The organism is Antrihabitans stalagmiti, from assembly GCF_016482825.1.
Taxonomy (GTDB): Bacteria; Actinomycetota; Actinomycetes; order Mycobacteriales; family Mycobacteriaceae; genus Antrihabitans; species Antrihabitans stalagmiti.
The window spans coordinates 69,280-82,561 of record NZ_JAEMNV010000005.1; the positions used below are offsets into that span (position 1 = coordinate 69,280).

The window sequence follows — 13,282 nt, forward strand, 5'->3', positions numbered from 1 at the left end:
CTGGATCTAGCGCGCCGTCGCGGAGACCGGCGCCGACTCACCGTGAGATGCTCCTGTCATCAACCGGGTGATCTCTGCACTGTCGACCACAGACGGCTGCCCCCACCCGGTTTCGTAGCCGTAGACGGATCGCAACGGTGTACGGGACTCACAGCCGTTGAGGATGTCGAGATCGTCTGCGCTGATCAAACCGGGATGGGCGACGCCACACGCTTCGGACACCTTCAACAGGTCGCGGCGCAGGGTCTTGACATAGTTCGCCGCGCGGACCGACTTCAGTGTCGGATCCAATCCTCTTGCAAGCCATTGGTTTTGAGTTGTGATACCGGTCGGGCAGGCGTCGGTATGGCATTTCTGCGCTTGGATGCAGCCGATGGAAAGCATGATCTCGCGACCGACGTTCACCATGTCCGCGCCGAGCGCAAAAGCAACGACGGCGTTGTCGGGCAACCCCAACTTCCCCGAGCCGATGAACGTCACGTTGTCGGTGATACCCGCCGCCGCGAATCGACGGTAGACCTCGGTGAACCCGACGCGGAACGGGAATGCGACCGACTCGCTGAAGATCAACGGAGCCGCTCCCGTCCCGCCCTCGCCGCCGTCGACGGTGATGAAGTCGACGCCGCGCTGATTCGTCGACATCTGGGCAACAAGCTCGTCCCAGAAATCCATGTTGCCGACCGCGGACTTGATCCCGACCGGCAAACCTGTTTCGGCAGCGATGAATTCGACCCAGTCGAGCATGCTGTCGACGTCGTGGAACTCGGCGTGCCGCGACGGACTTGCACAGTCGACACCCTCCGGGATGCCGCGGATTGCCGCGATTTCCGGACTGACCTTCGCACCCGGCAACATGCCGCCCAGACCTGGTTTGGCACCCTGGCTGAGTTTGATCTCGATTGCCTTGACCGGTCCCGACGCCGCGACGTCCTTCAACTTCTCGATGTCGAAGCGGCCCTTCTCGTCTCGGCACCCGAAGTAGGCGGTGCCGATCTGCAGCGTGAGGTCGCCGCCGTTCTTGTGGTGCGGCGACAATCCACCCTCACCGGTGTTGTGCATACATCCCGCCGCAGCGGCACCGCGGTTGATCGCCTCGATGGCGTTGGCCGACATCGAGCCGAAACTCATGGCGGAGATGTTGACTATCGAACGTGGCCGAAACGCCTTGGTCCGATTGCGCGGACCGCCGAGCACCTTGGCTGCCGGAATCGCGTCCTCCTCGCCTGCGTGCTGACCCGTCGCAGGCGAGATGGTGGAGAATGTGCGGTGCTTGATGATGGGGTACCCCTGCGTGTACTCCATGTTGTTGTCGGTGCCGAACCCGTAGTAATTGTTCTGCAGCTTCGACGACGCGTAGATCCAGCGACGCTGATTCCGGCTGAACGGCCGTTCCTCGTCGTTGCTGGTCACGATGTACTGGCGGATCTCCGGCCCGATCTCCTCCAGGAGATAGCGCATGTGACCCAGAACCGGGTAGTTGCGAAGCAGCGCATGCGGCTTCTGGATGAGGTCGTACGCGGCCAAGGCAGCGACACCGACAGCGGGCACGGCGGGCAAGACGTAACTCCACTTCATTGGCAAAAGTTAGAACACGCAGCCGGACTTGCGCGGGAAATTGCCAACCTTCGCCACAACAACAGCGGAACATCCTGTGCAACCCACCAATACAGCGAAAGTTTGGCCGATAGCGCCCATTCTCGTCACTGCACCGAACCCCCGCGCCTAGGCTCGACCGAGTCCGATTCGCTTTACCACCTAGGGGAACCACCGCATGAACGTCGAGCTACTCAGTGCGTTGAGCGATCTACAGACCTACGCGAAGCCGTTGCTGGAACGGTTCAAGCCCGCACTCGAGGGCGCGAAGGAGACCGAACTCGACCCGAGCGGCTGCAGCGGCTGTCCTCTGTGCACGCTTGCTCGTGAGCGTGGCGCCGACGACGAGATGGTCAAGAAGGTAGCGACGGCAGGCCTCGCCTTGCTGCAGATGCTCGGTCAACTGCCCGACGATGGACAGCCCGCCGACAGGGCAGCGAAGGCCGACGCTTCCGGCTCCGATTCGACCGCCGACGAGGCACGCGCGCCGAGCGGTAGCGAAGCTGCGAACTGACCTACACGCCTGACGCTCCACTAGCGCCTTTGCCGAGCGGTTTCCCGCCCGCCGAGGTCACGAGTGGAGCGTCAGCTGCATTCCCCAACGTACAAGGGCGTCAGTCGTGATCAGCAGCTAACTCGAGCCAGCGCTCCTCAGCGGCGGACTTGTCTGCGACGACCTGGTTCAACTCCGCACCGAGCTTTGCCGCCTTGTCCGGATCGTGTGCAGCGTCGGCAAGCGCGAGATGTAGCGCTCGTTCCCGATCGTCCAACTTCGCAACCTGGCGTTCCAGTTTGCTCAGTTCTTTGCGCGCGTTGCGGTAGGTCGCAGCATCGGTCGGAGCGGCACCCGTCGGCGCGACCGAGCTGCCTGCCGCTCCCGCCGCCATTGTCGCGCGGCGGCGTAGATACTCTTCGATGCCGCCGGGCAGGTTGGTGAGCTTGCCGTCACCGAACAACGCCCAGGTTGTATCGCAGACCCGTTCGATCAGGTACCGGTCGTGGCTGATCACCACCATCGTTCCCGGCCAACTGTCGAGCATGTCTTCCAACTGCTGCAGCGTGTCGATGTCGAGGTCGTTGGTCGGCTCGTCGAGGAGCAACACGTTCGGCTCGGCCATCAGAATGCGCGTGAGTTGTAGTCGGCGACGTTCGCCGCCGGACAGGTCACCGACGGGTGTGCGTTGCCGCGCGGGAGCGAAGCCCAGCCGCTCAGCCAGCTGGCCCGCCGATATCTCCTTGTCGCCCAACATCGTTCGCATCGCGACGTCCTGAACTGCTTCCAGCACCCGCATCCCGACGGGCAGGTCGTCGAGTTCCTGCCGCAGCCAGCCGATCTTGACCGTTTGGCCTTCGATTCGCTTGCCTGCCGACAGCTGTGCATCGCCGGCCAACGCGCGCAGCAGAGTCGTCTTACCCGACCCGTTGACGCCGACCAGACCGATCCGCTCCCCCGGCGCAAGTCGCCAGGTGAGGTCGGAGAGCAGTTCGCGGTGGTCGGGTGACTCGAGGCGCGCGTCCTCGAGTTCGATGACAACCCGTCCGAGCCGACGCCGCGCGAACGACGCCAACGCAACGCTGTTGCGCGGCGGTGGCACGTCGGCGATGAGCGACTCCGCGGCTTCGATCCGATAGCGGGGCTTCGAGGTTCGGGCCGGCGGGCCACGTCGGAGCCAGGCCAGTTCTTTGCGGGCAAGGTTGCGACGCCGCGCTTCGGACGCGTCGGCCTGGCGATCGCGCTCGGCTCTCGCGAAGATCCAGTCCGCGTACCCACCCTCGTAACTCTCGACCTTGCCGCCGACAACTTCCCACGTGTTCGTGGCGACGGTGTCGAGGAACCAGCGATCGTGGGTAACGACGACAAGCGCGCTGCGACGCTGCAGCAGGTGCGCGGCGAGCCACTGGACGCCTTCGACGTCGAGATGGTTGGTCGGTTCGTCGAGGACGAGCAGGTCGAGGTCCTGGACGAGCGCGGCGGCCAATGCGACGCGGCGACGTTCGCCACCCGACAGGTTGTCGACCGTGCTGTCCAGACCGAGGTCGGCAATTCCGATGCCCGACAGAATGTTTCGAATGCGGGCGTCACCGGCCCACTCGTGCTCCTCACCGCCGAGCGGTGCGGTGACGATGTCGGCGATGGTCGATCCTGGCGGCAGCACACCACGCTGCGTGACCACTGCCATACGCAAGCCGCCGATCGCGCTGACGCGACCCGAGTCGGGAGGTTCGAGGCCGGTCAAGACTTCGAGGAGCGTCGTCTTGCCGCCGCCGTTGAGCCCGACGACGCCGATGCGCTCGCCCTCGTGGACACCCATCGACACCGATTCCAACAGCGGCGTGATTCCGAACGATTTACTGACTTGCTCGAGGTTGATCAGGTTCGGCATCAGGGCTTCCCACTTGCATCGGCGTCGACGACGCGGGCACCGGGCGCAGGCCCGGTCGCTACCCGCAAACTTCGACAGACTCCGGCACCGGCCAGCTCCGCGCTGACTTCGATTGCGGCATCGGATGTTTCACATAAAAAGGCACAGGTCGGTCCCGAGCCGGACACGATACCGGCGAGGGCGCCCGCCGTTATTCCAGCTCGGAGCGTTCGGCGTAGTTCGGGTTTGAGTGACAGGGCAGCGGCTTGCAGGTCGTTGCCGAGCAGTCCGGCAAGCTGGCGTGCATCGCCGGCTGCAAGCGATTGCATCAGCTTTTCGGCGTCCCCGATTCGCGGTGGCTGGCCGGCGCCACGCAGACGATCCAGTTCACGAAAGACGTCGGGGGTGCTCAAACCACCCTTCGCGAAAGCAATGACCCAGTGGAACGTGTTGCGCGACAACACAGGAAGCAGCTTCTCGCCACGTCCCGTTCCGATGGCGGTCGCGCCGTGCAGCGCGAACGGGACGTCGCTGCCGAGCTCGAGCGCAAGCGCTGCAAGTTCGGTGCGGCTCAGCTCGAGATGCCACAGCGCGTTGAGTCCGAGGAGCGTCGCCGCCGCATCGGCGCTCCCGCCTGCCATGCCACCGGCAACGGGGATGGACTTGTCTATCGCGATCTCGACCGCAGGTTCGCGACCGGCAAGGTGGGCGAGACGCGTCGCGGCCTTCCACACCAGGTTTCCTCGATCGGTCGGAACGTCACGAGCACCTTCGCCGCGGACCCTGATCGTCAATTCCTTGGCTGGAAAGATCTCGACCTGGTCGGTGAGCGAGAGCGCCTGGAACACCGTCGTGAGCTCGTGGTAGCCGTCGGGACGGAGGTCACCCACTGCCAGATGCAGGTTGACCTTTGCGGGAGCGCGAACCGTTACAGGGCGCGGGACGACGGAAAGCACACGTGCAAGCCTATAGGCGCGAGCGCTCGTGAGTCCTTTCGGTGGTCAGGACCACCGAAAGGACTCACGAGCGGCGCAGCCGCCTACTTGACGGATTTGCTTCCGACGACGAGTCCGACGACGGCGACCCCGACCGCCGCTGCGATCCCCGTCGACAGCTGACCGAATGCGAAATCGCCCGCGAACAACGCTCGCTCGGTGTCGACAACGTGCTTGAGCGGATTGATCGTCACCAGCGCCTCCATCCAGCCGGGAGCATTGTCGAGCGGCAGCATCGTGCCCGAGAGGATCAGCATCGGGAAGAGCAGCGTCTGCTGGACTGTCCAGAACACCCAGTCCTGGTCACGTACCGCGAGAGCAAGTGCGTAGGACAGCGCACCGAGACCGACACCGAAGATGCCGAGTATCGCGATGCCGACAACGGCTCCCGCGGGGTTCAGATTCATGCCGAGCGGCAGTGCGACGAGCAGGATCACCACGGCCTGCGCCGCGAGCGGAATCATTTCCTTGCACGCACGACCGATCAGCAGCGACGATCGGCGCAACGGCGTCACCAGCATCCGCTCGTGGGAACCGTCGTGCAGTTCCTGCAGCAGGTTGGAACCCGTCATCGACGTGCCGAAGATCGCGATCATCGCGAGTACGCCGGGAACGAACCAGTTCCAGACGTCGGGTCCCATGCCGGGGACGCCGTCCAGGAGCGGTCCGAACAGCGCGAGCAGGATCAGCGGCTGGGTGAGGCTGAAGACCACTGTGAACGGGTCTCGTAGTGCGGGTCGAAGCTCGCGGGTCATGACGATCATGGAGTCGGATGCGATTGTGCTCATGTCTGTGTCCTTTTCGAAGTGAGGCAGGCGGTGGTCAGGCGGGCTGGGTTTCGCGAAGGCTGCGTCCGGTGAGACCGAGGAAGACGTCGTCGAGGGTCGGCCTGGAAAGATCGACCGCCTCGACCCGGATGCCGACCGCCTCGGTTGCGCGCAATAGTTCGGGAATTGCTTTGTCGCCGTTTCGGGTTCGAATCTGGAGCCGGTCACCGCCGACCGTGACGTCGCGCACAGCGTCGAGGCGGTGGATCTCCTCGGCGGCCCGCGCGGCGGCGGTGGGATCTGTCACCGTCAGGACGACGAGGTCACTCGCCAGGTCGTCCTTGAGCGCGGCTGCGGTGTCGTCCGCGATGACGATGCCCTTGTCGATCACGATCACGCGCTCCGCCATCGAGTCGGCTTCGTCGAGGTAGTGCGTCGTCAGCACGATCGTGGTTCCCGTTTGCTTGCGCAGTCGCAGAATGTGCTCCCACAGGTTCGCGCGACTCTGCGGGTCCATACCTGTGGTCGGCTCGTCGAGGAACAGCAGCGGCGGGCGATGGACCAACCCGAGCGCGATGTCGAGGCGGCGACGTTGGCCGCCCGACAGCGTGCTGACCGTCCGACCCGCGAACTCGGTCAACTCGAGCGCCTCGGTCAATTCCTCCGCTCGCGCGCGTGAATCTGCCTTCGTCAGTCCGTAGCAGAGGCCCTGGGTGAACAACTCGTCACGGACCCGCTGGTTGTTGCCGGCCCCGCTCCCCTGGCCGACGTAGCCGATGTGACGACGAACTGCATCTCGGTCGTCGATGATGCTGTGCCCCGCGACGCGTGCCGTGCCAGCGCTGGGAGCAAGCAGTGTGGTGAGCATTCGCAGCGTGGTCGATTTGCCTGCACCGTTGGGTCCGAGCAGTGCGACGAGTTCGCCCTCGCGGATATCCAGATCGATGCCGCGTACCGCTTCGACAGTGTTCTTCTTACGGGTGAAAGTCTTGGTCAAACCCCTGGTCTCGATCATGTCGTTCCCCTTCGTTCGGTCGGTTCGAAAGAGAAGTTACGACCGATTTAGGACAGCTTCGGTCCTCGTTTGGTGGCACCATATTTCTTATGTGGGAAACATCGGCACGGCTGCTTCGCCTGCTCTCCCTGTTGCAAACCAGGCGCGAGTGGTCAGGGGCGGAGCTCGCGGACAAACTCGATGTGACGTCGCGAACGGTCCGCCGCGACGTCGACAGGTTGCGCGATCTCGGCTATCCGGTGAACGCATCGGTCGGGGTCGGCGGCGGATATCAGCTCGGCGCGGGCGCAGAGATGCCGCCGCTGCTCCTCGACGACGAGGAAGCAGTGGCGGTCGCGTTCGGTTTGCAGTCGGGTGCGACGGGACCGATCGTCGGCATAGGCGAACCCTCGCTGAGAGCGCTGACCAAACTGCGACAGGTGATGCCGTCGAGATTGCGTCATCGACTCGACGCACTGCAGGTCGACGTCGTCGCGCGGCCACAGGCGAAATCGGCCGTCGAAGCAAGCGTGCTCGCCACGATCGCCTCGGTGTGCCACAACCGCGAGCGGCTGCGTTTCGACTACCGGACCCACGACGGTACGGAGAGTCGGCGGGAGATCGAGCCGTATCGCCTGGTCCGAGCCGGTTTGCGGTGGTATCTCGTCGGCTGGGACCTGAGCAGGTCGGATTGGCGGTCGTTCCGCGTCGACCGGATGACCCCCAAGATTCCGACGGGTCCGCGCTTCACCGCTCGTGCGCTTCCCGCGGGTGGCGCAGCGGAGTTCGTCGCACGGGGCATCAACCGTGCCTTTCAGCAGACGCAGGCGCGGATACTGCTGCATGCTCCGATCGAGCAGATCGCACCTATGGTCCACTCGGACTGGGGCACGGTCGAGGCAGGCGACGACGACACGTGTGTGATCGTGCTCGTGTCGGACAGCCAGACGTCGCTCGCCCGGTGGCTCGCTGAGTTCGACGTCGACTTCACCGTCCTCGACCCGCCGGAATTGCGAGCGGAATGCCAGGCGATCGCGCAGCGGCACGCCAGATTGAGCGCGCGGTACGCGAAGGCGTGAGCTCCTTGCCGTAACTACCCCTAGGGGGTATGGTTCGAATCGAAAGCCGGATACCCCCACACCGTATCCGTACGACCACGATCGCGAGGAGTCGCAATGCCGACAGCCACCTACACCGTCACCGGAATGACCTGCGCCCACTGCGTCGCGTCGGTTCGGGAAGAGGTGTCGGCCATCCCCGGCGTCACCGACGTCGACGTGAAACTCGCCACCGGCAGGCTCACCCTCTCCAGTGCCACAACCGTTTCCGACGACGACGTTGTCGCCGCGGTCGACGAGGCCGGCTACCAGGCGGTGCGTTCCTGATGCGGACTCCGGTGAAACTCGGTCTCTACGGAGCCGGCCTCGTCGCAGTTCTCGGTGTCGCTTTCGGCGTCGGATCACTGGTCGGCGAGCCGACCGAGACGGCTCCCGCCCATACGGACGCACACGGCGGTGGGCACGACGCGGCCGTTCCGAACGGAACCGTCGACACACTCGACGGCTACACACTCGGCCGGATATCGGCACCCACAGACGCGGGCGTGGCAGGTCGGTTGAGTTTCCGCATCCTCGACGCCTCGAACGGCGACGTCACTGCATTCGACACACTCCACGAAAAGCAACTGCACCTGATCATCGTCAAATCCGACACCAGCCAATACCGGCACCTACATCCGACGTTGACGCCAGACGGCACCTGGACCGTCGACTGGACCTGGCCGACCGGCGGCGCCTACCGAGTGTTCGCGGACTTCGCACCGACCGGCGGAAGCGGGCAGGTGACCTTGGGTCGGACTCTGGAGATCTCGGGACCTGATGCTGAAACGCCGCTTCCTGCGGCGAGTACTACCGCAGTGGTCGACGACTACACGGTGACCCTCGATGGCCAACTCAGCACCGACGGCGGACCCTTGACCTTTACAGTGACCCGCGCCGGCGAACCCGTTCGCGACCTGGAGGCCTATCTCGGCGCGAACGGCCATCTTGTCGCACTGCGCGCCACCGATCTCGCCTACCTGCACGTCCATCCCGACGAGCAGACCGACGCCGGACCCGACATCGCATTCCACGCACAGGCCATCAGCACCGACAACCACCGCCTGTTTCTCGAGTTCAAGCACGCGGGCGTCGTTCGCACGGCCGCATTCACATTGCACGCACACGGGGAGCATTCGTGACCGCCAAAGCGCCCGATGCGACGGCACTCAACGTCGTCGAACTCGACATCACCGGCATGACCTGTGCCTCGTGCGCTGCGCGCATCGAGAAGCGCTTGAACAAGCTCGACGGTGTCGACGCGACAGTCAACTATGCGACCGAACGTGCCAAAGTCAGCTATCCAGAGGCGATTTCGGCAGACAGGCTGATCGAGGAGGTCGCCCGCGCGGGCTACTCGGCCGAACTACCGACCCCCGATAGAGCGACCGAGACCGACGACGGACTTTCCAGGCTGGCGATCAGCGTTGCACTGACGCTACCGGTCATAGCCTTGGCAATGGTTCCGGCACTGCAGTTTTCGGGATGGCAATGGCTTTCCCTCGTACTCGCGACGCCCGTCGTGGCGTGGGGCGGGCTGCCCTTTCACCGTGCTGCGTGGACGAATCTTCGGCACGGCGCAGCGACGATGGACACCCTGATCTCCATCGGTTCCCTTGCCGCGTACACGTGGTCGCTGTATGCGTTGTTCTTCGGCAGCGCAGGCGAACTCGGCATGACCCATCCGTTCAGCTTCACCATCGACCGCGCCGACGCGGCGGCGAACATCTACTTCGAAGTTGCCGCCGGTGTCGTCGTATTCATCCTGGCCGGACGGTATTTCGAGTCGCGATCCAAACGCAACGCGGGTTCGGCACTGCGAGCGCTACTGCAACTCGGCGCCAAAGAAGTGACCGTCCTGCGCGACGGTGCCGAAGTTCGAATCCCTGCAGGCGAACTCGCCGTCGGCGAGCTGTTCCGGGTGCGGCCAGGTGAGAAGATCGCGACCGACGGCGTGGTCGTCGACGGTGGGTCCGCAATCGACATGAGTATGGTCACCGGCGAATCGGTCCCCGTCGAAGTTACGGTCGGCGACAGCGTCGTCGGAGCCTGTGTGAACACGAGCGGGGTGCTTACGGTCCGTGCGACGAAGATCGGCGGCGACACCCAGCTTGCTCAGATGGCGAAACTGGTCGAGGACGCGCAGACGGGGAAGGCTCCGGTCCAACGACTCGCAGATCGTATCGCCGGTGTCTTCGTGCCCGTCGTCATCGCAATTGCTGTTGCCAACCTTGGCTTCTGGCTCGGTGCGGGCAACCCTGTCCAGGCCGCGTTCGGCGCTGCAGTCGCCGTCCTGATCATCGCCTGCCCCTGTGCGCTCGGCCTGGCGACGCCGGTAGCGCTGTTGGTCGGCACCGGCCGTGGGGCCCAACTTGGCATTCTCATCAAAGGTCCCGAGATCCTCGAATCCAGTCGGCGAATCGACACCGTCGTGCTCGACAAGACCGGCACGGTGACGACGGGGCGGATGAGGCTCGTCGATCTCGTCACTGCCGAAGGCGAATCGGCCGATCGGCTACTTCGCACGGCGGGCGCACTCGAGGATGCGTCCGAGCATCCCGTCGCTCGTGCCGTCGCCGCGGGTGCACGAGACCGCATCGGCACCCTCGCAGGCGTCACCGACTTTGCCAACCACGGCGGTCGTGGTGTCACGGGCATCGTCGACGGTGTCGAGATCGTCGCGGGCAGAACGAGTTTCCTGGCCGAGAGGTCGCTGCGGTTGTCGGACGAGCTCGACACCGCCGCCACTGCAGCCGAGAGTTCGGGGTACACAGTCGTTGGCGTCGGCTGGGACGGCGCGGTGCGTGGTCTATTGCTTGTCGCCGACACGGTCAAGGAAACGAGCGCAGCGGCAATCGCAGACCTCGTGCGACTCGGCCTGAAACCGATCTTGCTCACGGGCGACAATCCGACGATTGCGCGCACGGTCGCCGATCAGGTCGGTATCGGCGACGTCATCGCAGGCGTGCTGCCCGACGGCAAGGTCGACGCGATCAAACAGTTGCAGGCGGGCGGTGCGGTCGTCGCGATGGTCGGCGACGGTGTGAACGACGCTGCGGCCCTCGTGCAAGCCGATCTCGGCATGGCGATGGGAACGGGCACCGACGTCGCGATCGAGGCGAGCGACATCACTCTCGTCCGTGCCGACCTGCGGTCGGTTGCGCAGGCAATCAGCCTGTCCCGCAGGACACTTCGCACCATCAAGACGAACCTGTTCTGGGCGTTCGGTTACAACGTCGCCGCCATTCCCTTGGCTGCGGCGGGGCTGCTCAACCCGATGCTCGCCGGTGCGGCGATGGCGTTGTCGAGCGTGTTCGTCGTCCTGAACAGCGGGTTGGCGGCGCGGGTCGCGCGGTAGCGACCAGCTAGGTGGTCGCAGCGAGCCTGACAAAGGCAGCGGTGTCGAGAGTCTCGCCGCGTGCGGATGGGTCGATGTCGGCGGCGAGGAGGCGGCGCTCCGATTCCGTCGTCGACCCGGCCCAGCCTGCGAGCGCGGCTCGCAAGGTCTTGCGGCGCTGCGCGAAAGCCGCATCGACGACGGCGAACACACGCTTGCGGTGCGCCTCGTCGGTCGGCCACGGCGGATCCGAGTAACGCTCGACCCGGACGAGACCCGATTCGACCTGCGGTACGGGCCAAAATACCTGCCGCCCAACCGCCCCGGCGCGTTTGACGGTCCCGAAGAAGCCCGCTTTCACACTCGGCACACCGTAGGTGCGACTGCCGGGCGGCGCGGCGAGACGGTCGGCGACCTCTGCCTGCACCATCACCAACGACGTTCGGATACTTGGCAATTCGGCAAGCAGATGCAGTAGCACCGGCACAGCGACGTTGTACGGCAGGTTGGCGACGAGTGCGGTCGGAGCAGCGTTCAGGTCCTCGGATCGAACCCGAAGGGCGTCGGCCTCGACGACGGTGAGACGGTCGGCGAGCGCGGGAGCACGATCGGCGACGGTTGTTGGAAGACGTTGCGCGAGTACCGGATCGATCTCTACGGCGATGACCGCTGCCACGACATCGAGAAGGGCCAGGGTGAGCGATCCCAACCCTGGCCCTACCTCGAGCGCAATGTCTTCGGGGCCGACGCCTGCGGCAACAACGATGCGCCGCACCGTATTGGCGTCGTGCACGAAGTTCTGCCCCAATTGCTTGGTCGGCTTGACTCCCAGTTCGGCAGCGAGCGCACGAACCTCGGCTGGACCGAGCAGAGCGGCTTCGTTACGGGAATCTGTCACTCCCGCAATCTAGCCTGTGGAGGAAGCTACCGAAGGCCGAGCCGCGACGTGCAGGACGGCCACGCGCCCCAGCCCTGACTGCGCTGGGTGACCGACGCAATGGCGATCTGTTCTTCGCGAGTTGCGAGGTCGGCGCGGGGCGCGTACTTCAGACCCCCCTGACGTTCCCAGGTGTTCTGATCGAACTGCACGCCACCGTAGTAGCCGTTGCCGGTGTTGATGGCCCAGTTTCCGGTCGCCTCGCACTGGGCGAGCGCGTCCCAGATTGCGCCGTTCTCGACGGGAGGAACTTCGGTGCCCGGCTTGGCGCCGACCCGAACGGTCTTCGGCTGGGCAGGCGTCGTGATGTTCGCCGACACCTGCTGGCGGCCGACCTCTTTGCCGTTCACGACGTTGACCGCAAAGGTGACGTCCTGCACACCCGGCACGCCCGGCGTTTCGTCGATACGACGCGACATGTTCATGGTCGGGTCTTCGATGATGTTCTCCGGCGGTGCGACCGGCATCGTCTCGACCTTGCTGACCGTTCGGTTACGCGTGACCGCGATCTGCAGACCTTCGGTCAACGGCGTGGTTGCCGGCGGCTCCACCGTGTCTGCCTGCTCCAGCGGGACACCCTTGGCTGCGAGGAACTCGCCGACCGTCGGCGCTGCGAGACGGACGTCTACTGCCTCGACGCCACCGTCAGCGAGCTTCACGACGCGCGGATTGAGGATGTCCAGGTTGGCACCCTCCAGCGGCAGCCGCTGCGAGCGTGATGCCGAGGTGTGCACATCGCTCGCGATGGACAGCTGCGCGAGAGCTTCGTCCACCGTCAATGCGGTCGTCCAGACCTGACGGGGCTGACCGTCGACCGTCAGGCTGACCTCACGGGCCCGACGCAGGACCACGGTGTCGCCATCGTTGATGGGCGTGTCGAGTGCAGGCGCGACGACGTCGCGTTCCTTGACGGAGTAACCCGCGGCATCGATTGCGCCCTCGACGTCGTTCGTCATCGTGGTCAACGAGATCGACTCGCCGTCCACGTCGACCGTGATCGTTTTCTGCTTCGCGATCGCAAGTCCGCCACCGACGATGAGCGTCGCGAGAACGGCTGCGACGACGGCATACAGCAGCGGCGATCGGGCGTTGTTGATCCGACTGATTGCTGACATGGTCACAGTACGGTAACGAACGGAAAAGGGTATCGCAACCTCAGCGCGTTGACCTGCGGTTTACCCGGTCACGATCCCGCATAG

Annotated in this window: 12 protein-coding genes; 5 read left to right on the forward strand and 7 right to left on the reverse strand. The window is 64.8% G+C overall.

Features of this window, described 5'->3' with window-relative positions:
• Positions 1 to 6 precede the first annotated feature (6 nt).
• Positions 7 to 1,575, reverse strand: coding sequence for an FMN-binding glutamate synthase family protein (locus JGU71_RS16585; RefSeq protein WP_199705397.1), 1,569 nt, complete (start codon positions 1,573 to 1,575; stop codon positions 7 to 9).
• Positions 1,576 to 1,771: 196 nt separating this feature from the next.
• On the opposite strand from JGU71_RS16585, the gene JGU71_RS16590 reads away from it, so the two are divergent.
• Positions 1,772 to 2,107 (forward strand): hypothetical protein, encoded by a 336-nt coding sequence (locus tag JGU71_RS16590; protein WP_199705398.1) that lies wholly within the window; start codon positions 1,772 to 1,774, stop codon positions 2,105 to 2,107.
• Positions 2,108 to 2,207: 100 nt separating this feature from the next.
• Here JGU71_RS16590 and JGU71_RS16595 read toward each other — a convergent pair whose 3' ends face one another.
• From JGU71_RS16595 to JGU71_RS16610, 4 genes are all read right to left on the reverse strand, one after another.
• Positions 2,208 to 3,977, reverse strand: coding sequence for an ABC-F family ATP-binding cassette domain-containing protein (locus JGU71_RS16595; protein WP_199705399.1), 1,770 nt, complete (start codon positions 3,975 to 3,977; stop codon positions 2,208 to 2,210).
• Positions 3,977 to 4,912: a 4-(cytidine 5'-diphospho)-2-C-methyl-D-erythritol kinase gene (locus tag JGU71_RS16600; protein ID WP_199705400.1), complete on the reverse strand. Its 936-nt coding sequence runs from the start codon at positions 4,910 to 4,912 to the stop codon at positions 3,977 to 3,979. Before JGU71_RS16600 ends, JGU71_RS16595 begins: the two co-directional genes overlap by 1 nt.
• A gap of 83 nt (positions 4,913 to 4,995) precedes the next feature.
• Positions 4,996 to 5,739 carry an ABC transporter permease gene (locus tag JGU71_RS16605; protein WP_199705401.1) on the reverse strand — a complete coding sequence of 248 codons (744 nt, stop codon included), beginning with the start codon at positions 5,737 to 5,739 and terminating at the stop codon, positions 4,996 to 4,998.
• Between the two features lie 34 nt (positions 5,740 to 5,773).
• Positions 5,774 to 6,733 carry an ATP-binding cassette domain-containing protein gene (locus JGU71_RS16610; RefSeq protein WP_199705402.1) on the reverse strand — a complete coding sequence of 320 codons (960 nt, stop codon included), beginning with the start codon at positions 6,731 to 6,733 and terminating at the stop codon, positions 5,774 to 5,776.
• Between the two features lie 89 nt (positions 6,734 to 6,822).
• Between JGU71_RS16610 and JGU71_RS16615 the strand changes: the two genes are divergently transcribed.
• The 4 genes from JGU71_RS16615 (at position 6,823) to JGU71_RS16630 (ending at position 11,167) form a co-directional block, all read left to right on the forward strand.
• Positions 6,823 to 7,791 (forward strand): helix-turn-helix transcriptional regulator, encoded by a 969-nt coding sequence (locus tag JGU71_RS16615; protein WP_199705403.1) that lies wholly within the window; start codon positions 6,823 to 6,825, stop codon positions 7,789 to 7,791.
• 96 nt (positions 7,792 to 7,887) lie between these two features.
• Entirely contained in the window at positions 7,888 to 8,097 is a 210-nt protein-coding gene (locus JGU71_RS16620; RefSeq protein WP_199705404.1) for a heavy-metal-associated domain-containing protein, read from the forward strand.
• A complete protein-coding gene (locus JGU71_RS16625) occupies positions 8,097 to 8,951 on the forward strand; it encodes a DUF8832 domain-containing protein (protein WP_199705405.1) in 855 nt (284 codons plus the stop codon). The genes JGU71_RS16620 and JGU71_RS16625 overlap by 1 nt, the downstream gene beginning before the upstream one ends.
• Positions 8,948 to 11,167 carry a heavy metal translocating P-type ATPase gene (locus tag JGU71_RS16630; protein ID WP_307829687.1) on the forward strand — a complete coding sequence of 740 codons (2,220 nt, stop codon included), beginning with the start codon at positions 8,948 to 8,950 and terminating at the stop codon, positions 11,165 to 11,167. Before JGU71_RS16625 ends, JGU71_RS16630 begins: the two co-directional genes overlap by 4 nt.
• Before the next feature lie 7 nt (positions 11,168 to 11,174).
• Here JGU71_RS16630 and rsmA read toward each other — a convergent pair whose 3' ends face one another.
• Positions 11,175 to 12,044, reverse strand: a complete 870-nt coding sequence (gene rsmA / locus JGU71_RS16635) for a 16S rRNA (adenine(1518)-N(6)/adenine(1519)-N(6))-dimethyltransferase RsmA (RefSeq protein ID WP_199705406.1) — start codon at positions 12,042 to 12,044, stop codon at positions 11,175 to 11,177.
• 26 nt (positions 12,045 to 12,070) lie between these two features.
• Complete coding sequence (locus JGU71_RS16640; RefSeq protein ID WP_199705407.1) at positions 12,071 to 13,198, reverse strand: resuscitation-promoting factor; 1,128 nt, start codon at positions 13,196 to 13,198, stop codon at positions 12,071 to 12,073.
• Between the last annotated feature and the right edge of the window lie 84 nt (positions 13,199 to 13,282).

Bases quoted from the DNA above. Each gene is read 5' to 3' on its own strand.
- JGU71_RS16585 (WP_199705397.1), bottom strand. From the start codon at position 1,575: ATGAAGTGGAGTTACGTCTTGCCCGCCGTGCCCGCTGTCGGTGTCGCT.
- JGU71_RS16590 (WP_199705398.1), top strand. From the start codon at position 1,772: ATGAACGTCGAGCTACTCAGTGCGTTGAGCGATCTACAGACCTACGCG.
- JGU71_RS16595 (WP_199705399.1), bottom strand. From the start codon at position 3,977: ATGCCGAACCTGATCAACCTCGAGCAAGTCAGTAAATCGTTCGGAATC.
- JGU71_RS16605 (WP_199705401.1), bottom strand. From the start codon at position 5,739: ATGAGCACAATCGCATCCGACTCCATGATCGTCATGACCCGCGAGCTT.
- JGU71_RS16610 (WP_199705402.1), bottom strand. From the start codon at position 6,733: ATGATCGAGACCAGGGGTTTGACCAAGACTTTCACCCGTAAGAAGAAC.
- JGU71_RS16615 (WP_199705403.1), top strand. From the start codon at position 6,823: ATGTGGGAAACATCGGCACGGCTGCTTCGCCTGCTCTCCCTGTTGCAA.
- JGU71_RS16620 (WP_199705404.1), top strand. From the start codon at position 7,888: ATGCCGACAGCCACCTACACCGTCACCGGAATGACCTGCGCCCACTGC.
- JGU71_RS16625 (WP_199705405.1), top strand. From the start codon at position 8,097: ATGCGGACTCCGGTGAAACTCGGTCTCTACGGAGCCGGCCTCGTCGCA.
- JGU71_RS16640 (WP_199705407.1), bottom strand. From the start codon at position 13,198: ATGTCAGCAATCAGTCGGATCAACAACGCCCGATCGCCGCTGCTGTAT.